This is a genomic window from Microbacterium resistens NBRC 103078 (assembly GCF_001552355.1).
Lineage (GTDB): Bacteria > Actinomycetota > Actinomycetes > Actinomycetales > Microbacteriaceae > Microbacterium > Microbacterium resistens.
Genome location: NZ_BCRA01000084.1, coordinates 1 through 24,412 on the forward strand (window position 1 = coordinate 1; position 24,412 = coordinate 24,412).

A 24,412-nucleotide genomic window follows, 5' to 3' on the forward strand; every position below is an offset into this window, starting at 1 on the left:
ACCTCCGGCGCCGCACCGCCGCCCCCGCGCCCCGGCGCCGCGGGCCCGCGCACCCCCTCGGGTCCCGGGTCGTCGTCAACGGGCTCCTCCTGCTCGGCTCGCTCTACATGGTGCTGCCGATCCTCTGGCTCGTGTTCGCCGCGACCAAGAGCGCGTCCGAGCTGTACGGGACGCCCGGGTTCCACTTCGGATCCGCGCTCGTCCAGAACGTCGCCGACGTCCTCACCGAGGCGGACGGCGTGTTCGTCCGGTGGATGCTCAACAGCGTCCTCTATGCCGGGGTCGGCGCCCTCCTGGGCGGGCTCATCTCCGTCATGGCGGGATACGCCTTCGACAAGTTCCGCTTCCGCGGGCGTAGCGCGCTCCTCGGCGCCGTGCTCGTCGGCGTCCTCATCCCGAACACCGCCACCGTGCTGCCGCTCTACCTCCTCGCCAGCAGCGCCGGGCTCACCAACACCGTGTGGGCGGTGCTCGTCCCCGTGCTCTGCAACCCGTTCGGGGTGTATCTTGCGCGTGTGTTCAGCGCGGCGTACGTTCCCGACGAGGTCCTGGAGGCCGCCCGGGTGGACGGCGCGAGCCCGGTCCGCTCCTTCGTCAGCATCGGCCTGCCCATGCTCACCCCCGGGTTCGTCACCATCGCGCTGTTCCAGTTCGTGGGGATCTGGAACAACTTCATGCTCCCGCTGGTGATGCTCCAGAACCGGGAGCTGTTCCCCGTCAGCGTCGGCATGTCGATCTGGCAGGGCTACACGCTGCCGCAGCCGGAGTTCACGCCGATGGTCATCACCGGATCCTTCCTGTCCGTGATCCCGCTGATCGTGGCGTTCATCCTCCTGCAGCGCTTCTGGCGCGCCGGCCTGGCCGCGGGGAGCGTGAAGTGAGCCGTCCGACCATCCTCTTCGCCATGCCGGAGGACTTCCACGACCGCGTGTTCGACGACGCCCGCCGCTCGGCCTTCGCCACCGTCGGGGACGTGCTGGGGCGGGTGGAGGAGTTCGAGTCCCCCGCCGCCCGCGGCCTTCTCGCCCGCGCCGAGGTCCTCGTGACCGGGTGGGGCAGCCCGCTGCTCGACGCCGAGGCGTTGGATGCGGCGCCGAGGCTGTCCGCCGTGCTCCACGCGGCAGGCTCCGTCAAGCACCACCTGACCGACGAGGTGTGGCACCGGGGGATCCTCGTCAGCTCCGCCGCGGCGACGAACGCCTTCCCCGTCGCCCAGTTCACGCTGGCGATGGTGCTGCTGGCCGGCAAGCGCGTCCTGCCGATCGCCCGACGGTACGCGCGGACGCGCACGGAGCTCGACGCGCAGGCGGAGTTCCCGGGGGTGGGGAACGTGGACAAGCGGGTCGGCATCGTCGGCGCCTCCCGGATCGGGCGCCACGTCATCGCGCTGCTGCGCCCGCACGGGTACGACGTCGTGGTGCACGATCCCTTCCTCGCCGAGGCGGACGCGGAGGCGCTCGGGGTGCGCGCCGTCGATCTGGACGAGCTCGTCGCGACGAGCGACGTCGTCTCGATCCACGCCCCGTCCCTTCCCGAGACACGGCACATGCTCGACGAGCGCCGGATCGCGATGCTCCGGCCGGGCGCGACGCTGATCAACACGGCCCGGGGCGAGCTTATCGATCAGGACGCGCTCACCCGCCGGGTCCTGCGCGGCGACCTGTACGCGATCCTGGACGTCACGACGCCGTGGGTGCTGGAGCCGGACCATCCGCTCTACGCTCACGAGAACGTCCTGCTCACGCCGCACATCGCGGGCTCGCTCGGCACCGAGCTGCGGGGCCTCGCCGACAGCGCGCTGGCGGAGCTTCGTCGCCTCGCGGCGGGCGAGCCCCTCGCCCATCCGGTCCGCGTCGAGGAGCTGTCCATCACGGCCTGACATCCCTCGCTACCTTCGCCGAAACCCCCTCTGCCCATCGAAACCCCCTCCCAGAAGCGGATCTGAAGGGGGGTTTGGGCGGGCAGAGGGGGTTTCGCGTGCAGGAAGTCGGGGCAGAGGGAGGCCGGGGTCAGGAGCTCGCGCGGACGACGAGCGTCGGGGGGAGGAGGAGCGCGCGGACGGGCTCAGGCGGAACCCGCGCGGAGGGGTCGGCAGCAGCGAGAGCGGAGGGGGCGGCAGCAGCGAGAGCGGAGGGGGCGGCAGCAGAGCGATGGGAAGCAGTGGGATCGGCAGACGCGGGGGGAACGGGCGCGGAGCCCTCGATCCGCGCGACGAGCATCCGGACCGCCTCCTCGCCGAGGGCGTCGAAGTCCTGGCGCACCGTGGTCAGCGGCGGGCGGAACTCCGCGGCATCGGCGATGTCGTCGAACCCGACGACCGCGACGTCGTCCGGCACCCGGCGTCCGGACTCCGCGAACCCGCGCAGCGCACCGAGCGCCATCTGGTCGTTGGCCGCGAAGACGGCCGTGAGCCCCGCGGCACCGGCAAGACGCTCCGCCGCCTCCCGCCCGGATCGTGCACTCCAGTCGCCGCGCACGACCCGGGGCGCGGCGACCCCCGCCTCGGCCAGGGCCGCGCGCCATCCGCGCTCCCGCGCCTGGGCAGCGAACGACGCCTCCGGACCGGCGATGTGGTGCACGGTGCGGTGCCCGCGGTCGAGGAGGTGCCGGGTCGCCTCCCTCGCCCCCGCCTCGTGGTCGGTGCCGATCACGCCGAATCGGTCGTCCGGCGGCGAGTCCACCACGACGAGGGCGAGGCGTCCGGGATCCGCATCGCGGGCGAGGAGCGCGGCCTCGTTCAGCACGACCGCTCCGTCCGCCCCCTGCTCGTCGAGCCGGTCGAAGGCGGCGGCGATGTCTCCGTCCGCGCCGAGCGTGACGACCGTGAGGGCGTAGCCGCGACCGGCCGCCGCCTCCGCCACGGCCTGGAGCATGCGGGAGTTGCCGACCGTGGCGAGCGTCTGCGCGACGACGCCCAGGGTCTGGGATCGTCCGGTCCGCAGGGCTCGGGCGGCGCGGTGCGGGCGGTAGCCGAGCTCGGCCATGGCCTGCTCGACCCGCTCCCGCGTCCCCGGATCCACCCGCGGGCTGCCGTTCACGACGCGGGACACCGTCTGACCGGAGACTCCGGCGCGCGCGGCCACCGCCGCCATGGAGACCCGCCGCTGCGCCATGTCCGCTCCTGTCGCCCTCGCCGTCCAAGGCTCTGGAGTGTTGACGTTATCACGCCCTCCCGGCTACCGTGTTGACGTGAACATGGATCCCTCGTCCGGCGACGGCTCCCCGGACGGACCCGCGACGACGGCGGTCGTCGAGCTCGGCGCCGGCGTGGTGCGGCGCGCGGCCCGGCTGGCCGACGGCCGGGAGCTGTTCTATTACGACGACGCCGACACGGCGCTCGGCCCGGAGCGCGCCGTGGACGCGCGCACCCTGGATCCGCGGCCGGAGACGGCCACCATGCGGTACGACGTGCTGACCGGGGACTGGATCTCCGTCGCCGCCGCGCGGCAGAACCGCGCGTTCCTCCCGCCGAAGGAGCAGGACCCGCTCGCCCCGCAGACCCCAGGAAACCCGTCCGAGGTCCCCGCACGGTATGACGTCGCGGTCTTCGAGAACCGGTCGCCGTCCTTCGGCCCGGCGCTCCCGGGCCCCGAAGCGCCGCCGTTCGATCCCGATCCCTCCGGATTCGGCCACGCGCGCCCCTCCTACGGCCGGTGCGAGGTCGTGTGCTTCTCGCCCGAGCACGAGGGGTCGTTCGGCACCCTCACGCCCAGCCGCGCCCGCACCGTGATCGAGGCCTGGGCGGATCGCACGAGGGCGCTGTCCGCGCTCTCCGGCGTGGCCCAGGTCTTCCCGTTCGAGAACCGCGGGAAGGAGATCGGCGTCACCCTCCCGCATCCGCACGGCCAGATCTACGCCTATCCCACGGTCACGCCGCGCACCCGGCGGCTTCTGGATCGGATCTCCGCGCACGGCCCCGACCTGTTCGCCGACCTCCTGGCGTTCGAGCGCGAGGGAGGACGGGTCGTGATCGCGGGCACGCACTGGACCGCGTTCGTGCCGTTCGCCGCCCGATGGCCCGTCGAGGTCCACCTCCTCCCGCACCGTCACGTGCACGACCTCGCCGGTCTGTCGGAGGCCGAGAAGGACGAGCTCGCCCCGCTCTACCTGCGCCTCCTCCGCGGTGTCGACGCCCTGCACGGGTATCCGGGCGGCCCGGCGTCCGGCCCCGCGGGGAACGCCGAGGCTCCCGCGCCCCGTCCGACCCCGTACATCGCCGCGTGGCACCAGGCGCCGGTCGCCGGTGCCCCGGGCGCGCACGGCCGCGACGCGATCCGGCTCCGCCTGGAGCTGACCTCGCCGCGCCGCGCCGTCGACCGCCTCAAGTACCTCGCCGGCTCCGAGGCGGCCATGGGCGCCTGGATCGCCGACATCCCGCCCGAGACGGCCGCCGCGACCCTGCGCGACGCCATCGCCCGGGTCGGGGACGACCCTGTGGAGGACACCGCATGACCGCGTCGGATCCGGCCCCCTCCTCGGCGTTCGACGACGCCCGTGCGCTGTTCCGTGCTGTCACCGGCGGCGACCCCTCCGGCGTCTGGTCCGCGCCCGGGCGGGTGAACCTCATCGGCGAGCACACCGACTACAACGAGGGGTTCGTCCTGCCGTTCGCGATCCCGCAGCGCACGTACGCCGCGGCCCGCCGGCGCGACGACGGCAGGATCCGCGTCGCCTCGACGCTCGCCGACGAGCCCGTCGAGGTGGCCGTGGCCGACCTGGATCGCCTCTTCCCCACCCCAGCCGGCCGCTCCCCCTCCGTCCCGGAGTGGGCGGCGTACCCGCTCGGCGTCGCCTGGGCGATCCGGGAGGCCGTCGGCGGCGCCACGACGCCAGGCCTCGACCTCGTGTTCGCGTCCGACGTGCCGCTCGGGGCGGGACTGTCCTCCTCCGCCGCGATCGAGGGTGCGGCCGGATCGGCCGTCGACGCGCTATGGGAGGGCGGACTGGATCCCGTCGCCCTCGCTCGCGCAGGCCGCCGGGCCGAGAACGAGGCGGTCGGCGCCCCGACGGGGATCATGGACCAGATGGCCTCCATGCTCGGCGTCGCCGACGCGGCCACGTTCCTCGACTGCCGCACGCTGGAGACGCGTTCGGTCCCGCTCGGATTCACCGCAGAGGGCCTGGCGGTGCTCGTGATCGACACCCGGGTGAAGCACGCACACTCCACGGGCGGATACCGCGAGCGCCGGGCCTCCTGCGAGCGCGGCGCCGGGATCCTCGGCGTCCGCGCCCTGCGCGACGTCTCCATCACGGACCTGGACCGCGCCGCCGCCGCGATGGACGACGTGACCTTCCGGCGGGTCCGCCACATCGTCACGGAGAACCAGCGCGTGCTCGACACCGTCGCCCTCCTCGACCGCACGACGCCCGGAGGCGGCCCGCGCGCGATCGGGGAGCTGCTCCTGGCGTCGCACGCCTCCATGCGCGACGACTTCGAGATCTCCGTGCCGGAGCTGGACACCGCCGTGGAGACCGCCCGGGAGGCCGGCGCCGTCGGAGCGCGGATGACCGGCGGCGGCTTCGGCGGCGCGGCGATCGCCGTCGTGGACGCGGAGCGGATCGACGACGTCTCGTCCGCGATCCGTCGGGCCTTCCGCGATGCCGGCTTCTCCGCGCCGCACCTGTTCCCGGTGGCGCCGGCGGCGGGTCCTCGCCGCGACGCCTGAACCGGCCGCGCGTCACGGGCGGTCAGGCGGGTGGGGGAGAATGGCCACGCGCGATCCGCGCGACGGAAGGAGATCCATGTCCTGGCTTGTCACCGGCGGTGCCGGCTACATCGGAGCGCACGTCGTGCGCGCCCTGGCGGGGGCGGGCATGAAGCCCGTGGTCCTCGACGACCTCTCCAGCGGCCAGGCGTCGTTCGTCCCCGGGGACGTGGCGTTCGTCGAGGGCAGCATCCTCGACCGCGACCTCGTCGAGCGCACGCTCCGGGAGCACGGGGTCACCGGGGTCATCCACGTCGCCGGGTTCAAGTACGCGGGCGTCTCCGTCCAGCGTCCGCTCCACACGTACAGCCAGAACGTCGAGGGCACGCGCGTGATCCTGGAGGCCATGGAGGCCGCGGGCGTGACCAACATGGTGTTCTCCTCCAGCGCCGCCGTGTTCGGGACGCCCGACGTCCCGCTCGTGGTCGAGGAGACCGAGAAGCGTCCGGCGAGCCCGTACGGCGAGTCCAAGCTCATCGGCGAGTGGCTGCTGCGCGACCAGGCCGTGGCCACCGCGGGCACGGACCGTCCCCTGCGGCACACGTCGCTGCGGTACTTCAACGTCGTGGGGTCCGCGGATCCGACCGTCTACGACGTCAGCCCGCACAACCTCTTCCCGATCGTGTTCGAGGCGCTGCTCGCCGGCAACACGCCGCGGATCAACGGGGACGACTACGACACCCCCGACGGCACCAACGTGCGCGACTACGTGCACGTCGGCGACATCGCGCTCGCGCACGTCGCCGCCGCGCAGCGTCTCGAGGCCGGGGAACCGATCGAGGCCGCCTACAACCTCGGCTCCGGCGACGGGCTGTCCGTGCGCCAGATCATGGAGGCGATGGCCCGGGTGACCGGGATCGACTTCGTCCCCGAGATCGCCCCGCGCCGCCCGGGCGACCCGGATCGGATCGTCGCGACGGGCGAGCTCGCCGCGCGGGACCTGGACTGGCGGATGCGGCACTCGGTCGACGAGATGGTCCGTTCCGGCTGGGAGGCGCGGCGCAGCGCCGGCTGACCCCCCTGCTCCCTGCCCCCCCCCGGTCCACGGTCACCGGTCCCGATCTGCACACCCGGTCCCGATCTGCACACGGATCGGCGACATCCGTGTGCAGATCGGGACGGAGTGTGCAGATCGGGACGCGGTGAGGGGCGCGGATCGGGACGCGGTGAGGCCGCGGGTCGCACGGGCTCGTAGCATGGCGGGATGCTGATCCGTCCTGCCCTGGCCTCCGACGCCCCCGGCATCGCCGCCGTGCACGTGCGCTCCTGGCAGACCGCCTACCGGGGCCTGATGCCGCAGGAGGTGCTCGACGGGCTCTCCGTCCCGCAACGCGAGGAGGGCTGGCGGCGGATCCTGTCCGCCGCGACGGACGGGGCCACGGCGCCCGCGTCGGAGCCCGCCGAGCCGCACGCCCGCACGATCGTCGCGGACGACGACGGACGGATCGCGGGATGGGCCTCCTACGGGGATCCCCGCGAGGAGGCGCCCTCGGGAACCGGCGAGCTCTGGGGCATCTACGCCGATCCCGATCACTGGTCCCGCGGCGTCGGCCACGCGCTGATCACCGCGGTCGAGGAGGCGTTCCGCGCCGACGGCCGCCGGCGCGCGTACCTCTGGGTGCTCGCCGGCAACGACCGCGCGGCGAGCTTCTACGAACGGCACGGCTGGATCGAGGACGGCGGCACGAAGGTCGACGAGCGTCCGGGACTGGTCCTGCACGAGCGCCGCCGGGTGATCGCCCTCGCCTGATCCCGGAACCCCGAGGCCCGAGGGCGCGGCTCAGTCGAGGGCGCTCATGACGTGCTTGATGCGGGTGTAGTCGTCGAAGCCGTACTGCGAGAGGTCCTTCCCGTACCCCGAGTGCTTGAAGCCCCCGTGCGGCATGTCGGAGACGAACGGGATGTGGGTGTTGATCCACACGCAGCCGAAGTCCAGATCGCGTGAGAAGCGCAGCGACCGCGCGTGATCGCGCGTCCACACCGAGGCGGCCAGCGCGAACGGCACCCCGTTCGCGAGGGCCAGGGCCTCCTCCTCGGTCTCGAACGGCTGGACGGTGAGCACCGGCCCGAAGATCTCGCTCTGCACGGCCTCGTCGTCCTGGCGCAGCCCGGAGACGATCGTCGGCGCGAAGAAGTACCCCCGCTCCCCCTGGCGGTGCCCGCCGGTCTCGATGCGGGCGTGGGCGGGGAGCCGGTCCACCACGCCCTGCACCTGCGCGAGCTGCGCGGCGCTGTTGAGCGGCCCGAAGAACACGCCCTCCTCGCGCGGCCCGCCGGTCCGGGCGTGGGATGCCGTGCGAGCGACGAGCGCCCGCACGAACTCGTCATGGATCGATGCGTGCACGAGCACACGGGTCGCCGCGGTGCAGTCCTGCCCGGCGTTGAAGAACGCCGCGGACACGATCCCCGCCGCCGCCTTGTCCAGCGCCGCGTCCGGGAACACGATCGCCGGCGCCTTGCCGCCGAGCTCCAGGTGCACGCGCTTGAGGTCCGCGGCGGCGGACTCCGCCACCGCCATCCCCGCCCGCACGGATCCGGTGATCGCCACCATCTGCGGCGTGGGGTGGGCGATGAGCGCGGCGCCGGTCGCCCGGTCGCCGAGCACGACGTTCAGCGTCCCGGCCGGCGTGTGCTCCGCGACGATCTCCGCCAGCAGCAGCGTCGACAGCGGCGTGGTCTCGGCGGGCTTCAGCACGACCGTGTTGCCCGCCGCGAGCGCCGGCGCGATCTTCCACACGGCCATGTTGAGGGGGTAGTTCCAGGGCGTGACCTGCCCGATCACGCCGACGGGCTCACGGCGCACGTAGGACGTGTGCCCGGCGAGGTACTCCCCCGCGGCGCGCCCCTCCAGGCTCCGCGCGGCCCCGGCGAAGAACCGGAGCTGATCGACGGACTGGTCGATCTCGTCCGCCACCAGCGTCGCGCGGGGCTTGCCGGTGTCCTGCGACTCGAGGTCGGCGAACTCCTCGGCACGCGCCGCCATGGCGTCCGCGATCCGGAACAGGGCGAGCTGCCGGTCGGCGGGCGTCGTGTCGCGCCAGATCGAGAAGGCGTCCGCGGCCGCGGCGTACGCGGCGTCGACATCGGCCCGGTCGGAGACCGGCGCCTGCCCGTAGGCCTCCTCGGTGGCCGGGTCGATGAGCTCCATCCGGCGCGTCCCGTGGGCGGGGACGGAGCGGCCGGCGATGACGTTCTGCAGCAGGCGGGTCGACATGGGCCCAGCCTAGGAGATCCACACGCACCCCGCAGCCCATTGATTCAACGGAATCCAGCTGTTTTCGCCAAGGAAACAACGGATTCAGTTGCAATCTGACGCAGCCAGTGTCAGGATCGGGGCATGGACGACAAGCCACGGACTCCGGTGCTGGACGACATCTCGAAGCGGATCATCGAACTGCTCCAGGAGGACGGCCGTCGTCCCTACGCGGAGATCGGCCGGGCGGTCGGTCTCAGCGAGGCCGCCGCCCGCCAGCGCGTGCAACGGCTCGTCGAGGCCGGTGTCATGCAGATCGTAGCGGTCACGGACCCCCGCCAACTCGGGTTCTCCAGCATGGCCATGCTGGGCGTGCGGGTGAGCGGCGACCCGCGCGTGGTCGCCGAGGCGATCGCGGCGATCCCCGAGATCGCCTACGTCGTGGTAACGCTGGGATCCTTCGACATCCTGGCCGAGGCGATCTGCGAGAGCGACGAGGACCTGCTGGACCTCATCGCCACGCGGGTGCGCGCGATCGAGGGGGTCTCCTCCACGGAGTCCTTCCTCTACGCCGGGCTGCACAAGGACCTCTACAACTGGGGCACCCGCTGAGGCGGGCCGCGGGAAGCACCATGGGAACCACCGTCTTCGAGCGCCGTCGTCCGGCGGACGCCGTGATCGACGCGTCTCTCCAGGACACCGCCTTCGGGGTCTTCTGGCTCGACGATGTCGACCGCACCGAGCATCCTCCGCTGCGCGGCGCCGTCCGGGCGGACCTCGCGATCGTCGGCGGGGGATACACGGGGCTGTGGACCGCGATCCGCGCGAAGGAACGGAACCCGGAGCGCCGCGTCGTCCTCCTGGAGGCCTCGCGCGTCGCCTGGGCCGCCTCGGGACGCAACGGCGGCTTCTGCGAGTCCAGCCTGACCCACGGCCACGAGAACGGCCTCAGCCGCTGGCCCGAGGAGATCGACCGCCTGGAGGAGCTGGGCCGGGAGAACCTCGACGGGATCGCCGCGACCGTGGAGCGCTACGGCATCCGCGCTGACTTCGAGCGGACCGGCCAGCTCGTCGTCGCCGTCGAGCCGCACCAGGTCGATGGGCTGCGGGAGGAGGACGGCTTCCTCGACGAGGACGCCGTCCGCGCCGAGGTGCACTCGGACACCTACCTCGCCGGGGCGTGGGATCGGGACGGCTGCGCCCTCGTGCACCCGGCGAAACTGGGCCTGGAGCTCGCCCGCGTCGCGACGCAGCTCGGGGTCGAGATCCACGAGCGCACGCTGGTCCGCGGGGTCGAGGGGGACGGATCCGGTCCGCTGACGCTCGTCACCGAGCACGGGAGCGTGCAGGCGGACGCCGTGGCGCTCGGGACCAACGTGTTCCCCTCGCTGCTCCGACGCAACCGGCTGATGACCGTGCCGGTCTACGACTACGTCCTGATGACCGAACCCCTGTCGAACGCGCAGCTCGCCTCGATCGGCTGGGAGAACCGCCAGGGCCTCGCCGACAGCGCCAACCAGTTCCACTACTACCGGCTCACGGCGGACAACCGGATCCTGTTCGGCGGCTACGACGCGATCTACCACTTCGGCGGCAAGGTGCGCCCGGAGTACGAGGACCGGATGGAGAGCCATCGTCGCCTCGCCGCGCACTTCTTCACGACGTTCCCGCAGCTCGAGGGCCTGCGGTTCACGCATCGCTGGGCCGGGGCCATCGACTCGTGCAGCCGGTTCTGCGCGTTCTTCGGCACCGCCCGCCGCGATCGGGTGGCGTACGCGACCGGATTCACCGGTCTGGGCGTCGGAGCGGCGCGGTTCGCGGCCGATGTGATGCTGGACCTGCTCTCGGGTGAGGTGACCGAGCGGACGGAGCTGCGGATGGTGCGGGAGAAGCCGATCCCGTTCCCGCCGGAGCCGGCCGCCGCGATCGGGATCAACCTCGTCCGCGCCGCGATGGACCGCGCGGATCATCGCGAGGGGCGACGAGGACCGCTGTTGAAGACGCTGGACGCACTGGGGATGGGGTTCGACTCATGACGGAACTGGCACCGGGCACGGCCGCGGACGCGACGACGCTGCCGCTCGAGCACGCCGCGCTTCCCGCCGACGAGGTGATCGACGGCACGCCCACCGCCGCCGCCTCCGAGCTCTCCACGCTCGGCGGCGTGCGGATCGGCGTATGGGAGATGAAGCCCGGCACCGCGACCGACGTCGAGGCCGACGAGGTCTTCGTCGTGCTCTCGGGCCGCGCGCGGATCGCGTTCGAGGACCCGGAGCTGCCCGATCTCGCGGTGGGCCCGGGCTCCGTGGTCCGCCTGGGCGAGGGCCAGCGGACGGTGTGGACCGTAACCGAGACCCTCCGCAAGATCTACATCACCTGATCTGCGCCTCGCCGCTCACCGCGCGGCACCGCCGGGCCGCTCACCGCCCGAGCACGCGAACACCGCTCGAACACGCGATCTCCGCCGGAACACGCGGTCCGCGCCCCGGCGGTGACGCCTCGCCCCCGCGGACGCACCGCGCTCCATCCACCGCCGCCCGAGCACGCGAACACTGCCACAGCACGCGAACTCCGGGTGAGCGCGCGAACACCGCCGCGGGAGGCGGGGTGCGGCGCGGAGGGGACGGAGGCGCGTCAGCCGCCGTGGGCCAGGAGGGCGAGGTGAAGGGCGGCGAGGGTCTCGCCGTCGTCGAGATCCGCGCCGAGGAGGTCGCCGATCAGTGCGAGGCGCTGGTAGAACACCGACCGGGACAGATGCGACGCCGCGGCCGCCGCAGTCCGATTCGCGGGATGGGCGACCACGGCGGCGAGGACACGGAGCAGATCCCCGCCGCTCGCCTCGTCATGTCGGATCAGCGGGCCGAGCATCCGTGCGCTGTGCGCGCGCAGCCGGTCGTCGCCGCCGAGCTCGGCGGCGAGGCGTGCGAGCGGACGGTCCCCGGCGCGCAGCACCTCTCCCGGGGCCGCACGCCGCGCCAGCCTCCGCACGAGCGACAGCGCCGTGCGCAGCTCGTCGACGGACGACGCAGGCTCGCTCACCGCGACGGACCCGAGTCCCGCCAGCATCCGATCCGACAGGCCCTGACCCTGCGGGGCGGAGATGAGGAGGACACGTTCGGATCCGACCTGGCCGCTCAGGGTCGGCGCCGACGGACCGAACCGGGTCGCGAGGGCGCCGGGCGTCCACGCCTCCCCGCTGGGTCCACTGCCGCGCTCGACGGCACCCGCGCGTGCGACGGATCCGGCGTTCGCCGCCGCTCCCGCATCAGACGCGGCGCCCGTCACTGAGACCGCCCCCGCCCCCTGGACCACCGCGAACAGAGACCGCCCCGCCACGGGGAAGCCGGACGCCGCGAGCCGGGTCTCGATGTCGGCGGTGACGACGAACCGCTCCGCCAGCAGGGCGCCCAGCAGCAGGTCGCCGCGCAACCGCGCCCAGGCGTCGGACGGATCGGAGAGCCGGGACAGGGCGAGGGTCGTCGCCGCCTGCTCCAGCACGGTCGCCCGGCCGGCCGGATGCGGAGGGCCGGGAAGGGCGACGAGCTCGCCCCAGTGCGTCCCCCGCGCGGCGACGGGCACGCGCGTCCACGCCGCGTCCCGACGCCGCGACCGCTCGGTCCACCCGGCGAGCGCCTCGGCATCGGGAAGGTCGAACGCGTCGGCGACGACGACCTCGTGCGCGAGATCCTCCAGCACCACCGGCGCCCGCAGCGCCCTCGCGGTCTCGCGGACCACGACCTCCACAGCGGCCCCGCGAAGGCTCAGCCCGGTGAAGAGGTCGTGCAGGCGCTGCCGCTCCTCCAGCGCCTCGACCTGCCCGGCGATGATCCGGCGGTGCACGTCCTCGGTCACGGCGACGAACTTGACCTCGCGCTCCAGGGCGACCAGCGCGAGGTCCCGCTCGCGACAGGCTGCGACGAGCGCGGGCGGGGCGACGGCGAATCGCGTGCCGAGCTCGAGCACGATCCCCGCGAGATCCGCGTCGGCCAGCGCGTGGACGAGCCCGGCGAGAGCCGCGTCCGTCCCGGCCCAGCCGGCGCCCGTGGTCAGCAGCAGCTCCCCGCCGTCCAGCAGGGCCGCGACGCGGTCGCTGTCAGAGACGTGCACCCAGCGGACCGGGACGTCGAGGTCACCCGCGAGCACCTCCGGGTGCGCGTCCCGGAGGGAGGGGACCGTCAGCGCCTCCGCGACGGTCAGCACGGACCAGACACCGGATGACGGACGGAACGATGACGGACGGAACACGGTGCGGCGGGAGCGTCCACGGCACGCGGCAGGACGGGACCAGTCTCCGGACGTTCTGTCCGAATGTCGTCGAAGTCAAGACGATCTGCGGGCACTCCCCCATCCTGGTCAGTGTCAGCATGGGCACACAAGCGTACGGACGCAGCCGGGCAGATCGTCCGGCGATGCCCCAGAGACCCTTCTTCGAGGAGAACCCGTGACCCTGATCCGCCACTTCATCGACGGCGCCCTGACCGGCCCCGAGACGCCGGCCGGCGAGACGGCGCGCACCGGCCCGGTCTACAACCCGGCGACCGGCGAAGCGCATCGGGAGGTCGCGTTCGCATCGGCCGCAGAGGTCGATCAGGCGATCGCCGCGGCCGCCGCCGCGCTCCCGGGCTGGCGCGCCACCAGCCTCATCAAGCGCGCCGATGTCTTCTTCCGGCTCCGGCAGATCCTGGCGGAGCGCACGCCGGAGCTCGCGGCGATCGTCACGAGCGAGCACGGCAAGGTGCTCTCGGACGCCGCCGGCGAGGTCTCCCGCGGGATCGAGAACGTCGAGTTCGCGGCCGGGCTCGTGCACCTGCTCAAGGGCGAGCGCGCCGAGCAGGTCGCGCGCGGGGTGGACGTGCACTCCGTCAAGCAGCCGGTCGGCGTCGTCGCGGCGATCACGCCGTTCAACTTCCCGGTGATGGTGCCGCTGTGGATGGTCGCCTCGGCCATCGCCTGCGGGAACACCGTGGTGCTCAAGCCGAGCGAGAAGGACCCCTCCGCCGCGATCTGGCTGGCCCAGGCCTTCCAGGAGGCCGGGCTTCCCGACGGCGTCCTGAACGTCGTGAACGGCGACAAGGCCGCCGTCGACGCCCTCCTCGACTCCCCCGTCGTCAAGGCGGTCAGCTTCGTGGGCTCGACCCCGATCGCCCGATCGATCTACGAGCGCGCCTCCGCCAACGGCAAGCGTGTCCAGGCGCTCGGCGGGGCGAAGAACCACATGGTCGTCATGCCGGACGCGGACATCGACGCCGCCGCTGCCGCCGCCGTCTCGGCCGCCTACGGCTCCGCCGGCGAGCGCTGCATGGCCGTCTCGGTCCTGGTCGCGGTCGGCGACGTGGCCGAGCCGCTCATCGCCGCGATCACCGACAAGGTGCGCGATCTGCGCATCGGCGACGGCACGGATCCGGCGAGCGAGATGGGTCCGCTCATCACCCGCGAGCACCGCGACCGCGTGGAGTCCTACGTGACCGGCGCCGAGGCCGAAGGCGCGACGGTGCTCATCGACGGCACGGCGCAGGCGGACGGCCGGCGCATCGCCGCGGGGCGGCCCCTCCCGGAGAACGGCTTCTTCACCGGCATCAGCCTGATCGACAACGTCACGCCCGGGATGAAGCTGTACGAGGACGAGATCTTCGGCCCGGTGCTCTCGGTCGTCCGCGTGGAGACCTATGCCGAGGCGGTGAAGCTCATCAACGACCACCCGTTCGGCAACGGCACCGCGATCTTCACCCGTGACGGCGGCACCGCCCGCCAGTTCGAGTTCGACATCGAGGTCGGCATGGTCGGCATCAACGTGCCGATCCCGGTCCCGATCGGCGCGTTCTCGTTCGGCGGCTGGAAGAGCTCCCTCTTCGGCGACTCGCACATCTACGGCCCCGAGTCGATCCACTTCTACACCCGCTCGAAGGTCGTCACGACGCGCTGGCCCGACCACACCCCCGCACAGGTCGACCTCGGCTTCCCGAGCAACCACTGAGGATCCGGACGATGACCGACTACTCCGACCGCCACGGCACATCGCACCCCCTGCCGGACGCCGCCGCCGACGCACAGGTGCGGGCCGACGACCGTGCGCACGTCTTCCACTCGTGGAGCGCGCAGGCGCTGATCGATCCGCTCCCCGTCGCAGCGGGTGACGGGGCGACGTTCTGGGACTACGAGGGCAACGCCTACCTCGACTTCTCCAGCCAGCTGGTGAACCTCAACCTCGGTCATCAGCACCCGGACCTCGTCGCCGCGGTGCAGCGGCAGGCCGGGCGCCTGGCGACCATCCAGCCCTCGATGGCGAACGACGTGCGCGGCGAACTCGCCCGCCTCATCGCCGGCGTCGCACCGGAGGGCATGGAGAAGGTGTTCTTCACCAACGGCGGCGCCGAGGCCAACGAGTACGCGGTGCGCATGGCGCGCCAGGTCACCGGCCGCCGCAAGGTGCTGTCGATGTACCGCAGCTACCACGGCTCGACGGCCACCGCGATCTCGCTCACCGGCGACCCGCGACGCTGGGCCAACGACGGCGGCGACAACGGCACCGTGCGCTTCTTCGGGCCCTACCTGTACCGCTCCGCCTTCCACTCGACGACGGTGGAGGAGGAGTCGCGGCGCGCGCTGGAGCACCTCGAGCAGACGATCCTGCTCGAGGGACCGGGCACGATCGCCGCGATCATCATCGAGACCGTGGTGGGCACCAACGGCGTGCTGATCCCGCCGCCCGGATACCTCGACGGCGTGCGCGAGCTGTGCGACCGGCACGGCATCGTCTACATCGCCGACGAGGTGATGGTCGGATTCGGACGCCTCGGGGAGTGGTTCGGCATCGACGCCTTCGGCGCGAAGCCCGACCTCATCACCTTCGCCAAGGGCGTGAACTCGGGGTACGTGCCGCTCGGCGGCGTCGTCATCTCCGCGCGCATCGCGGAGCACTTCGCGCGCACGCCGTTCCCCGGCGGGCTGACCTACTCCGGGCACCCTCTCGCCTGCGCCCCCGGTGTCGCGACGTTCGAGGTGTTCGAGCGCGACGGGATCCTCGAGCGCGTGCGCGACCTGGGCAGCCGGGTCGTGGAGCCGACCCTGCGCTCGTGGGCGGAGCGTCACCCGAGCGTGGGCGAGGTCCGCGGGCGGGGGCTGTTCTGGGCCGTGGAACTGGTCCGGGATCGCGAGACCCGGGAGCCGCTCGTGCCGTTCAACGCCTCCGGCGCGGATGCTGCGCCGATGGGCGCGTTCGCCGCCGCGGCGAAGAAGGGCGGGGTCTGGCCGTTCGTGCACTTCCACCGCACGCACATCGCGCCGCCACTGGTGATCTCCGAGGAGGAGCTGATCCGCGGGCTCGCAGCGATCGACGACGCCCTTTCCGTCGCCGACGGCTACACCCGCTGACGACGCCGGGTCACCACGTTTCGACTCGTCGCTGCGCTCCTCGCTCAACGACCGAAAGAGGCACCACCGGTCGTTGAGCGAGCGCAGCGAGACGAAACGCACTCACCCCGGGAAAGCCGCGTTTCGACTCGTCGCTGCGCTCCTCGCTCAACGACCGAAAGAGGCACCACCGGTCGTTGAGCGAGCGCAGCGAGACGAAACGCGGCTACTGCTGCGGGGCGTTCCCGAGGGCGAGGAGCTGCGCGACCTGCTCGCGGTCCACACCCATCCCCGGGAATCCGGCCAGACGCCCGATCGGGAAGGACTGCATCATCTTCTCGATCGTGTCGTCGCCCATGACATCGGCGTCCATGGCCCCGCCGGCGCTCTCCCGCAGCGCGGCGAGCCGCTCCTGCACGATCGGCCCGACGACCGGATGCGCGAGCACCTCCGCCAGCGACGACTCCCCGGTGAGCGGCAGACGCACCTCGTCGCCGTCGATCTCGACGGAGACCGTGGAGCGGATGTCACGGCTGGACGCGGCCACGTCGATCCGGTACGTCCCGCCTTCCACGACGAAGCGGTCCACGCGCACGTCCCAGTACGCCAGGTCCTCGCGCCGGATGCGGAGCTCGACCTCGCGCGTCTCTCCCGCCGCCACGGCGACCGACGCGAACGCCTTGAGCTCGCGGGGCGCCCGCTCGACGACCGACGACTCCGGAGCCGCGTACACCTGCACGACCTCGCGGCCGTCGCGGGCGCCCGTGTTCGTCACGGGGACGGTCACGACCACGTCTCCGGACGCGTCGACGCGGGCCGTCGCGTCGCCGTACGAGAACGTCGTGTACGACAGCCCGTGGCCGAAGGGGAACGCCACGTCCATCCGGCGCGCGTCGTACCAGCGGTAGCCCACGAAGATCCCCTCGCCGTAGCGGACGTGCCCGAAGGATCCCGGGAAGCTCCCGAAGGCCGGGGTGTCCTCCAGGCGGTGCGGGATCGTCTCGGCGAGGCGGCCCGACGGGTTGACGTCGCCGAGCAGCACGTCCGCGGTCGCGGAGCCGCCGGCCTGGCCGAGGAGCCAGGCCTCGACGATCGCGGGGACGCGGTCGGCGAAGGGCAGGGCGACCACCGAGCCGTTGGACAGCACGACGACGGTGCGCGGGTTCGCGGCGACCACCGCATCCAGGAGGGCGAGCTGGTGCGGGGCGAGGTCGATGTGCTCGCGATCGAACCCCTCGGACTCCTCGGGATCCGTGAGGCCGAGGAACACGACAGCGACGTCGCGGGATCCGGCGAGGGCGACGGCCTCCTCGCGGAGCCGGTCCTGCTCGGCGGCGTCGGTGCGCGGGTCGAAGGCGAACCCGGGAGCGAAGGCGACCCGGTCGCCGGCCGCCTCGGTGAGCGCGTCGAGCGCCGTGTCGATGCGGGTCGGGTTGATGTGCGAGGACCCGCCGCCCTGGTACCGCGGGGTGCGCGCGAACTCGCCGATGAGGGCGATCGACGCCTCGGGGGCGAGCGGGAGGAGCGGCGCGCCGTCGACGGCGTCGTTCTTCAGGAGCACGATGGAGCGGCCCGCCACCTCACGCGCCAGCACGTGGTGGGCGTCGACGTCGAGGGGCCCGGCCACGGCGGGGCGCGCCAGCGCCTTGTCCACGAGGTCGAGGATCCGGCCCGCCGCGGTGTCGAGCACGGCGGCGTCGATGTCGCCGGCCTCGACGGCCGCGGCCACCTGGCGGTCCGTGGTGCCGTCGCTGAACGGCATCTCCAGGTCCAGGCCCGCCGCGAGCGCGGCCACGCGGTCGTTCACCGCGCCCCAGTCGGAGACGACCAGGCCCTCGAACCCCCACTCGTCCCGCAGCACCTCGGTGAGCAGCCACGGGTCCTCGGAGGCGTAGACGCCGTTGATCCGGTTGTACGAGCACATCACCGTCCACGGCTGGGCGTCCTTGACGACGCGCTCGAAGCCGCGCAGGTAGATCTCGCGGAGGGGACGCGGATCCACGTCGCTCGACGAGCGCATCCGATCGTTCTCCTGGTTGTTCGCCGCGAAGTGCTTGAGCGAGGAGCCGACCCCCTGCGACTGGATGCCGGTGACCAGCCCCGCGCCGATGACCCCGGCGACCAGCGGGTCCTCGGACACGTACTCGAAGTTGCGCCCGCACAGCGGCGAGCGCTTGATGTTGATCCCGGGGCCGAGGATGACGGCGACGTCCTCGATCGCGGACTCGACGCCGAGGGCCACGCCGACGCGCTCGGCCAGCTCGGGGTCGAAGCTGGAGCCGAGGCCGACCGCGGGCGGGAAGCAGGTGGCGGGCACGCTGTCGTTGATCCCCAGGTGGTCGTTGTCCGCGGCCTGCTTGCGCAGCCCGTGCGGGCCGTCGGTGACCATGATCGACGGGACGCCGATCCGCTCGATGGGCTTCAGCGTCCAGAAGTCGGCGCCGCTGGTCAGCGAGGCCTTCTCCTCGGTGGTGAGCTCGCCGAGACGATCGCGGGTGGCTTCGGACATGTCGACTCCTTCGTGAACGGGTGGCTCCACCCAACCAGTCCGCACCCCAAAAAGCAAGCATCGCTCGGTTTTCATTCCGGCGACCCGCCCCGGCCGATAGTCTCGGGGGATGGCTCGGCGAGGTGCGTACGCGAAGGGGATCGCGAAGCGGGAGGAGATCCTGCGCGCCGCCCTCGCCGTGGTCGCGCGCGAGGGGTACCACGGCGCCTCCGTGAAGGAGCTCGCCGACGAGGTCGGGCTGAGCCAGGCAGGACTCCTGCACTACTTCGACAGCAAGGACGACCTGTTCGTCGAGATCCTCCGGGCCCGGGACGAGCTCGACGCCGCCGAGCGCGTCGGCGCGCTGCAGGGCGAGCTCGACGAGCTGCGCGCCGCCTACCTCGACCTCGTGCGCCACAACGCGCAGGTGCCCGGGCTCGTGGAGCTGTTCACGCGGCTCTCCGCCGACGCCGCCGATCCCGCCCACCCCTCCCGCGCGTTCTTCGCCGAGCGCGGCCGAGCCGTGCGCGCCTCCTGGACGGAGACGATCGCCAAGGCCCAGGCCGCCGGGCGGGCGCCGACCCGTCTCGACCCGGAGGTCCTCGCGCGCCTCCTCCAGGCCGTGTCCGACGGCGCCCAGATGCAGTGGCTCGTCGAACCGGACATGGACATGGCGGCACTCGTGGACGCATTCTTCACGCTCGTGGACCCGTCGGGCGGATCCGTCGACGGCGCGTCCGCGGGCGGCGCCCGCGGCACCCACGCGCAGGACGCACAGGCGCAGGGTCCGCAGGACGTGCAGGACGCGCAGGACGTGCAGGGTCAGCCCAGCAGCGGCCGCACCGAGGCGTAGGCGTCCGGCTCGTCCCGCGAGGGCGTGTCGAACACGCGCGCGATCCGCTGCCCGGGGTCGTGGCGCGGCCACCCGGGATCCCCGGCGACGAGGAACGCCACGGCGGCGGCGTGGACCTCGTCCGCGAGCTCCTGCGGCGGGTTCGGGCCGGCGAGCGGCTCCATCGCCGGGCCGTCCAGGGCGTCGAAGAAGAACGGCACGTCGAGGCAGTGCTCCGCGAATCCGAAGTGCCCCGACGGCCAGGAGAACCGGTAGACCCAGGTGGGCGCGGAGCCGCGGTCGGCGGCGGTCCGCACGACCGCCGCCCGGAACATCCGGTCGGTCAGCACCCGCCCGGCCAGCCTCGCGGCCCCCTTCGCCGCCACGTCGGCATTGGCCGCGAGGTAGGCCTTCTGCGCGGCCTTCGGGACGCCGAGACGTCCGAGCAGCACGCTCTTCGGGACCCACCGCAGGGCGGCCGGGGCGTCGGCCATCGCCATTGTGAACTCGTCGTCCGTGGCGCCGAGGACGAGGGGCTTGTCGGCGCCGATGCCGGCGCGCAACGACTCCGGGGTGGGCCGGAGGAGCAGGTCCCCGTCGACGGTCGGGCCCAGCGGAAGCCCCTCCTCCACGATCGTGCCCAGGGCGTCGGGGCCGAGCTCGGTCGCGGCCTTCTGCAGGGCGAGGATCCGCTCCTCGCTCAACGCCGACCATCCGGCCCGCGTCGGCGCGACGCCGGCCTGCGCAGCGAGCGCCCGCCCGAACGCCTCGGACCGCTCGGCGCTCACGTCCGCGAGCGCCCCGGAGATCGCGTAGGCCCGGGCGAACAGATGCTGCGCGCACTCCATCCCGAGCAGGGTGAGCACCGCGCCCCCACCGGCGGACTGTCCGGCGATGGTGACCCGATCCGGATCGCCGCCGAACGCCGCGATGTTCTCCTGCACCCATTCGAGGGCGAGGAGCCAATCCCGCACGCCGCGGTTGGACGGGGCGCCCTCGATCCACCCGAAGCCGTCGAAGCCGAGCCGGTAGGAGATCGTCACCGTGACGACGCCGTCGCGGTTGAACGCCCGCCCGTCGTACCAGGGGCTCGCCGGGGAGCCAGCGAAGTAGCCGCCGCCGTGGATCCACACGAGCACCGGCAGCCCACGCTCGTCGTCCTCCTCCCGTCGAGTGGTCAGTTTCTGTGGGTTGCGGCCCTCCGAACCCGCAGAAACTGACCACTCGGGGAGGTGGGGGGTGAAGACGTTGACGTTGAGCGTGGCGTCGCCGGGCACGCTCGGCTCCGGGATGAGCGTCACCCCCGGATCCCCGCGCTGCGCGGTGGCTCCGAACTCCGCGGCGTCGAGCACGCCCTCCCACGGCGCCTTCGGGACCGGTGCGGCGAAGCGACGCTCCCCGACCGGCGCCTCGGCGAACGGGATGCCGAGGAACGCGGCCGACCGCGGATACCCCGCCCCGCCCGTCGTCGGGCGCCAGCGCCCGCGCACCGCCCCTGCGGCGGTGCGGACCTCGGGGTGGGCGGTCTCGGTGTGCTCCATGGGATTCCTCTCGGTCGGGTCTCGGAAGGCGGGATCGGGCGGGGTGAGGGTCATGGCTGCTCCACGTCGAGCGGATCGAAGGCAATAAGGCAATACCGAACGCGGTTTGGTTTCTTGCTCAGCGTGCCATCCCACCGCTTCCCGCACAAGGGATCCGGGCAAGAAAGTCGAACATGATTCGGTTTTGTCGCCCGCGTCAGTACCCTGGAGCCATGACTCCGCGAGGCGCTTATGCGAAGGGCGTCGCCAAACGCGAGGAGATCCTCCAGACCGCGCTGGGCCTCGTCGCCGCCCGCGGCTACCGCGCCGCCTCCGTCCGCGACATCGCCGAGGCCGTGCGGCTGAGCCCCGCCGGGCTCCTGCACTACTTCGGCTCCAAGGAGGATCTGTTCCTCGCGATCCTGCGCGCCCGCGACGAGCAGGACGCCATCCCGCACGCCGGTCGGCCGTTCCTGGACGCCTTCCTCGACGTCGTCCGGCACAACGCCGAGGTGCCGGGGCTCGTGCAGCTCTACACCCAGCTCGCCGCCGACGCGGCCGACCCCGAGCATCCCGCCCGCGCGTTCTTCACGGAGCGCACGGAACGGCTGGAGCGATCCGCGCGGGCCGCCGTGGTCGAGGCGCAGGCCGCGGGGCACATCCGCGCCGATCTCGATCCCGCGTGGGTGGTCCGCACGGCGCACGCCCTCGCCGACGGACTGCAGAACGCGTGGATGCTCGACCCGACGATCGACATGGCCGCGGACATCCGTCTCTTCCTGTCGCTGCTGCGTCCGTCCGCGGCGGGCGGCCCGGACCCGAGGGCGGACGGCGAGCACCCGCATGCCGCGGAGCCGGTGCCGAGCGGCCCGGTTCCGGCCGGATGGGATCCCGTGGCGGGTGATCCGCGTCCGCAGACGCGCGGCGCGAGCCCGCGAACGGGCGGCCCGGCGTCCCGCTCCGTCCCCGGTACGCTGACGCCATGACCGACTCGGACACCCCCGCCGGCACCGGGGCGGCCCCCGTCGTGACGACCTCCGCGGGCCCGGTCCGAGGGATGTGGCGCGGTACGCCCGGCACCCCGGCCGGCTCCGCCGCGTTCCTCGGGATCCCGTTCGCCGCGCCGCCCACCGGACGACGACGCTTCCTCGCGCCCGTCCCCCCGGAGCCCTGGACCGAGGTGCGCGACGCGACCGCGTACGGTCCGACCACGCAACGTGGGGACAAGGGCGAGACGCTCATCCCGGAGCCCAGCATCCCCGGCGCCTCGACCCTCAACGTCAACGTCTTCACGCCCCACCTCCCCGAGTGGTCAGTTTCTGCGGGTTCAGACGGCCGCAACCCGCAGAAACTGACCACTCGGCAGGGGGCGGGGGACGCGGCGGGGCTGCCGGTCATGGTGTGGATCCACGGGGGCGGGTACACCGACGGCTCCCCGGCCAGCCCCTGGTACGACGGGCGCGCCTTCACCCGCGACGGCGTCGTGACCGTGTCGATCTCCTACCGCCTGGGCTTCGACGGCTTCGGGATCATCGACGGAGCGCCCGCGAACCGCGGCGTGCTCGACTGGATCGCCGCGCTGGAGTGGGTGCGGGAGAACATCGCCGCGTTCGGCGGCGACCCGTCGCGCGTCACGATCGCCGGCCAGTCGGCCGGAGGCGGGGCGGTGCTCCGGCTCCTCGCCCTCGAGCAGGCCCAGCATCTCTTCCACGCCGCCCTCGCGATCTCCCCCGCCCTCGCGGACCTCCCGCGCGACCGCGTGGAGGCGCGCTCGCACCGCCTGGCCGAGCTCGCCGGATGCGACCCCGACCTCGACGGCTTCCGGAGCGTGCCGGAGCGGCGGATCATGAAGCTCCAGCCGCAGGCCGCGCTCCTCGGGCGCACCGGCATCGCCGCGGTCACGGCGACCCTCACCGACGGCCTGCCGTGGGGACCGGTGATCGACGGAGAGCTCGTCACGACCTCCACCGTGGACGCCCTCCGTGCGGGCGTCGGTGCGGACAAGCCGCTCCTGCTGGGCGCGACCGACGATGAGTTCACCATGGTGCTCGACGACGTGCGCGGCAGGCTCCGCCTCATCCCCGCCGCCTGGCTTGTCGCACGGTTTCTCCGGGACCGCCCGGTGCGCCGCGCCTGGCTCGCCGCGAACCGTCCGCAGCGACGGAAGGGGACCGCCGCTGTGCTTGGGCGCTTCGTCACCGACTCCGTGTTCCGATCCCTCGTCGTCCGTGCGGCGGAGGCGCGGGGCGCGGCGCCGACCTGGGCCTACCGCTTCGCCTGGGTCTCCCCCACCAAGGGGTGGTCGTGCCACTGTCTCGACGTGCCCTTCTGGTTCGACTGCCTCGACGACCCGCACGTGGCCCGCCTCGCCGGGGACGATCCTCCGCAGCAGCTGGCGACGGACATGCACGGCGCCGCCGTGGGCTTCGTCCGCACCGGGGATCCCGGCTGGGCACCATGGCGCAGCGCGCCGGGAACCGCACGGGTGTTCGGTGCTCCTCCCGGCGAGCCGCTCGTCTCGACGACGGCGTACGACGACGCCCTCCCCCTCGCCTGACCCCGCGTCCTCGTCCCCTGTCACGCCCGCGTCCTCTGGCACGCCGCATCAGGCATACGCTGCGGATCAGGCACACGCCGAATCAGGCACACGCGCGAGATCAGGCACGCAACCCTCAGATCCGCCTGAACCCGCGCGAATGCCTGAACTCGCGCACGAGCACCGCGCCAGCGCACGCCACCTCAGGCACGCGCTGAATCAGGCACACACGCCAGATCAGGCACGCATCCCTCAGATCCGCCTGAACCCGCGCGAACGCCTGAACTCACGCACCAGCACCGCGCTAGCGCACGCCACCTCAGGCACGCGCTGAATCAGGCACACACGCCAGATCAGGCACGCATCCCTCAGATCCGCCTGAACCCGCGCGAATGCCTGAACTCACGCACGAGCACCGCGCACCAGCACCGCGCCAGCGCACGCCACACGCACGCACAACACACACGCCACATCAGGCACACACGCCGGATCAGGCGCAATTGCTCCAGATCCGCCTGAACCCACCCGAACGCCTGAGCTCGCGGGCGGCCTCGGCGGCCACCCGCGAGTCGGCGTCAGTCGCGCACGGGAGCGAGCGTCGGGATCTCGTAGCGGTGCGGCGTGCCGAAGCGGTGCGCCGTGACCGAGACCGCCTGCTCGCGCAGGAACGTCAGCAGCTCGACGCGGCCGGCGGAGACGACCGGGTTCGCATAGATCGCCAGGCTCGGGGATCCCGCGACGGCCTCGGCGGTCGCGCGCGCACCGGCGCCGATGAGCCGGACCCGCCC

The 24,412-nt window shown here is 72.9% G+C and carries 20 protein-coding genes; 14 read left to right on the forward strand and 6 right to left on the reverse strand.

The genetic code is table 11. The features are described 5' to 3' along the window. Window positions 1–881, forward strand: an 881-nt coding sequence (locus MR1_RS13770) for a carbohydrate ABC transporter permease (RefSeq protein ID WP_067247939.1), incomplete at its 5' end; no start/stop codon positions are given. Further along, entirely contained in the window at window positions 878–1,879 is a 1,002-nt protein-coding gene (locus MR1_RS13775) for a hydroxyacid dehydrogenase (protein ID WP_217996230.1), read from the forward strand. The genes MR1_RS13770 and MR1_RS13775, both read left to right, overlap by 4 nt. Before the next feature lie 130 nt (window positions 1,880–2,009). On the opposite strand, the gene MR1_RS13780 is transcribed toward MR1_RS13775, so the two are convergent. Continuing rightward, window positions 2,010–3,113 (reverse strand): LacI family DNA-binding transcriptional regulator, encoded by a 1,104-nt coding sequence (locus MR1_RS13780; RefSeq protein ID WP_084344692.1) that lies wholly within the window; start codon window positions 3,111–3,113, stop codon window positions 2,010–2,012. An 82-nt stretch (window positions 3,114–3,195) separates the two neighbouring features. Between MR1_RS13780 and MR1_RS13785 the strand changes: the two genes are divergently transcribed. From MR1_RS13785 to MR1_RS13800, 4 genes are all read left to right on the forward strand, one after another. After that, window positions 3,196–4,452: a galactose-1-phosphate uridylyltransferase gene (locus MR1_RS13785; RefSeq protein WP_067247941.1), complete on the forward strand. Its 1,257-nt coding sequence runs from the start codon at window positions 3,196–3,198 to the stop codon at window positions 4,450–4,452. Continuing rightward, window positions 4,449–5,666, forward strand: coding sequence for a galactokinase (galK, locus tag MR1_RS13790; RefSeq protein ID WP_067247944.1), 1,218 nt, complete (start codon window positions 4,449–4,451; stop codon window positions 5,664–5,666). The genes MR1_RS13785 and galK overlap by 4 nt, the downstream gene beginning before the upstream one ends. Window positions 5,667–5,742: 76 nt before the next feature. Continuing rightward, complete coding sequence (galE, locus tag MR1_RS13795; RefSeq protein ID WP_067247947.1) at window positions 5,743–6,720, forward strand: UDP-glucose 4-epimerase GalE; 978 nt, start codon at window positions 5,743–5,745, stop codon at window positions 6,718–6,720. Between the two features lie 189 nt (window positions 6,721–6,909). After that, the gene (locus MR1_RS13800) at window positions 6,910–7,455 is read left to right on the forward strand and encodes a GNAT family N-acetyltransferase (RefSeq protein ID WP_067247950.1); all 546 of its coding nucleotides are present in this window, start codon (window positions 6,910–6,912) and stop codon (window positions 7,453–7,455) included. A gap of 30 nt (window positions 7,456–7,485) precedes the next feature. On the opposite strand, the gene MR1_RS13805 is transcribed toward MR1_RS13800, so the two are convergent. Further along, window positions 7,486–8,919, reverse strand: a complete 1,434-nt coding sequence (locus MR1_RS13805) for a gamma-aminobutyraldehyde dehydrogenase (RefSeq protein ID WP_067247953.1) — start codon at window positions 8,917–8,919, stop codon at window positions 7,486–7,488. A gap of 123 nt (window positions 8,920–9,042) precedes the next feature. Between MR1_RS13805 and MR1_RS13810 the strand changes: the two genes are divergently transcribed. The 3 genes from MR1_RS13810 to MR1_RS13820 are packed head-to-tail and all read left to right on the forward strand — an operon-like array spanning window position 9,043 to window position 11,278. Further along, complete coding sequence (locus MR1_RS13810; protein WP_067247957.1) at window positions 9,043–9,510, forward strand: Lrp/AsnC family transcriptional regulator; 468 nt, start codon at window positions 9,043–9,045, stop codon at window positions 9,508–9,510. A 20-nt stretch (window positions 9,511–9,530) separates the two neighbouring features. After that, window positions 9,531–10,934 carry an NAD(P)/FAD-dependent oxidoreductase gene (locus tag MR1_RS13815; protein ID WP_067247960.1) on the forward strand — a complete coding sequence of 468 codons (1,404 nt, stop codon included), beginning with the start codon at window positions 9,531–9,533 and terminating at the stop codon, window positions 10,932–10,934. Then, the gene (locus MR1_RS13820) at window positions 10,931–11,278 is read left to right on the forward strand and encodes a cupin domain-containing protein (protein WP_067247963.1); all 348 of its coding nucleotides are present in this window, start codon (window positions 10,931–10,933) and stop codon (window positions 11,276–11,278) included. Before MR1_RS13815 ends, MR1_RS13820 begins: the two co-directional genes overlap by 4 nt. 254 nt (window positions 11,279–11,532) lie before the next feature. On the opposite strand, the gene MR1_RS13825 is transcribed toward MR1_RS13820, so the two are convergent. After that, window positions 11,533–13,098: a PucR family transcriptional regulator gene (locus MR1_RS13825; protein WP_255218159.1), complete on the reverse strand. Its 1,566-nt coding sequence runs from the start codon at window positions 13,096–13,098 to the stop codon at window positions 11,533–11,535. A gap of 241 nt (window positions 13,099–13,339) precedes the next feature. On the opposite strand from MR1_RS13825, the gene MR1_RS13830 reads away from it, so the two are divergent. Together MR1_RS13830 and MR1_RS13835 are read left to right on the forward strand one after the other, a co-directional pair. Continuing rightward, window positions 13,340–14,872: a CoA-acylating methylmalonate-semialdehyde dehydrogenase gene (locus MR1_RS13830; RefSeq protein WP_067247969.1), complete on the forward strand. Its 1,533-nt coding sequence runs from the start codon at window positions 13,340–13,342 to the stop codon at window positions 14,870–14,872. A gap of 11 nt (window positions 14,873–14,883) precedes the next feature. Then, the gene (locus MR1_RS13835) at window positions 14,884–16,269 is read left to right on the forward strand and encodes an aspartate aminotransferase family protein (RefSeq protein ID WP_067247972.1); all 1,386 of its coding nucleotides are present in this window, start codon (window positions 14,884–14,886) and stop codon (window positions 16,267–16,269) included. Window positions 16,270–16,474: 205 nt separating this feature from the next. Here the strand turns inward: MR1_RS13835 and MR1_RS13840 are convergent, their stop codons facing one another. Further along, complete coding sequence (locus MR1_RS13840; protein ID WP_067247975.1) at window positions 16,475–18,757, reverse strand: glycoside hydrolase family 3 C-terminal domain-containing protein; 2,283 nt, start codon at window positions 18,755–18,757, stop codon at window positions 16,475–16,477. Window positions 18,758–18,866: 109 nt separating this feature from the next. On the opposite strand from MR1_RS13840, the gene MR1_RS13845 reads away from it, so the two are divergent. After that, window positions 18,867–19,589: a TetR/AcrR family transcriptional regulator gene (locus MR1_RS13845; protein ID WP_084344694.1), complete on the forward strand. Its 723-nt coding sequence runs from the start codon at window positions 18,867–18,869 to the stop codon at window positions 19,587–19,589. On the opposite strand, the gene MR1_RS13850 is transcribed toward MR1_RS13845, so the two are convergent. Further along, the gene (locus MR1_RS13850; protein WP_306304932.1) at window positions 19,559–21,163 is read right to left on the reverse strand and encodes a carboxylesterase/lipase family protein; all 1,605 of its coding nucleotides are present in this window, start codon (window positions 21,161–21,163) and stop codon (window positions 19,559–19,561) included. The two genes, MR1_RS13845 and MR1_RS13850, sit on opposite strands and share 31 nt — an antisense overlap. Window positions 21,164–21,321: 158 nt before the next feature. Here MR1_RS13850 and MR1_RS13855 point away from each other — a divergent pair, with 158 nt between their 5' ends. Together MR1_RS13855 and MR1_RS13860 are read left to right on the forward strand one after the other, a co-directional pair. Continuing rightward, window positions 21,322–22,074, forward strand: a complete 753-nt coding sequence (locus MR1_RS13855) for a TetR/AcrR family transcriptional regulator (RefSeq protein WP_084344696.1) — start codon at window positions 21,322–21,324, stop codon at window positions 22,072–22,074. After that, the gene (locus MR1_RS13860; protein WP_067247978.1) at window positions 22,071–23,645 is read left to right on the forward strand and encodes a carboxylesterase/lipase family protein; all 1,575 of its coding nucleotides are present in this window, start codon (window positions 22,071–22,073) and stop codon (window positions 23,643–23,645) included. Before MR1_RS13855 ends, MR1_RS13860 begins: the two co-directional genes overlap by 4 nt. 554 nt (window positions 23,646–24,199) lie before the next feature. Here the strand turns inward: MR1_RS13860 and MR1_RS20175 are convergent. Next, on the reverse strand, window positions 24,200–24,412 hold a 213-nt coding region (locus tag MR1_RS20175), incomplete at its 5' end, for a hypothetical protein (RefSeq protein ID WP_169797698.1).

Excerpts from the sequence above, each read along its gene's own strand:
- MR1_RS13780 (WP_084344692.1), bottom strand. The coding sequence starts at position 3,113 with ATGGCGCAGCGGCGGGTCTCCATGGCGGCGGTGGCCGCGCGCGCCGGA.
- MR1_RS13785 (WP_067247941.1), top strand. The coding sequence starts at position 3,196 with ATGGATCCCTCGTCCGGCGACGGCTCCCCGGACGGACCCGCGACGACG.
- galK (WP_067247944.1), top strand. The coding sequence starts at position 4,449 with ATGACCGCGTCGGATCCGGCCCCCTCCTCGGCGTTCGACGACGCCCGT.
- galE (WP_067247947.1), top strand. The coding sequence starts at position 5,743 with ATGTCCTGGCTTGTCACCGGCGGTGCCGGCTACATCGGAGCGCACGTC.
- MR1_RS13800 (WP_067247950.1), top strand. The coding sequence starts at position 6,910 with ATGCTGATCCGTCCTGCCCTGGCCTCCGACGCCCCCGGCATCGCCGCC.
- MR1_RS13805 (WP_067247953.1), bottom strand. The coding sequence starts at position 8,919 with ATGTCGACCCGCCTGCTGCAGAACGTCATCGCCGGCCGCTCCGTCCCC.
- MR1_RS13810 (WP_067247957.1), top strand. The coding sequence starts at position 9,043 with ATGGACGACAAGCCACGGACTCCGGTGCTGGACGACATCTCGAAGCGG.
- MR1_RS13815 (WP_067247960.1), top strand. The coding sequence starts at position 9,531 with ATGGGAACCACCGTCTTCGAGCGCCGTCGTCCGGCGGACGCCGTGATC.
- MR1_RS13820 (WP_067247963.1), top strand. The coding sequence starts at position 10,931 with ATGACGGAACTGGCACCGGGCACGGCCGCGGACGCGACGACGCTGCCG.
- MR1_RS13835 (WP_067247972.1), top strand. The coding sequence starts at position 14,884 with ATGACCGACTACTCCGACCGCCACGGCACATCGCACCCCCTGCCGGAC.
- MR1_RS13840 (WP_067247975.1), bottom strand. The coding sequence starts at position 18,757 with ATGTCCGAAGCCACCCGCGATCGTCTCGGCGAGCTCACCACCGAGGAG.
- MR1_RS13845 (WP_084344694.1), top strand. The coding sequence starts at position 18,867 with ATGGCTCGGCGAGGTGCGTACGCGAAGGGGATCGCGAAGCGGGAGGAG.
- MR1_RS13850 (WP_306304932.1), bottom strand. The coding sequence starts at position 21,163 with ATGACCCTCACCCCGCCCGATCCCGCCTTCCGAGACCCGACCGAGAGG.
- MR1_RS13855 (WP_084344696.1), top strand. The coding sequence starts at position 21,322 with ATGACTCCGCGAGGCGCTTATGCGAAGGGCGTCGCCAAACGCGAGGAG.
- MR1_RS13860 (WP_067247978.1), top strand. The coding sequence starts at position 22,071 with ATGACCGACTCGGACACCCCCGCCGGCACCGGGGCGGCCCCCGTCGTG.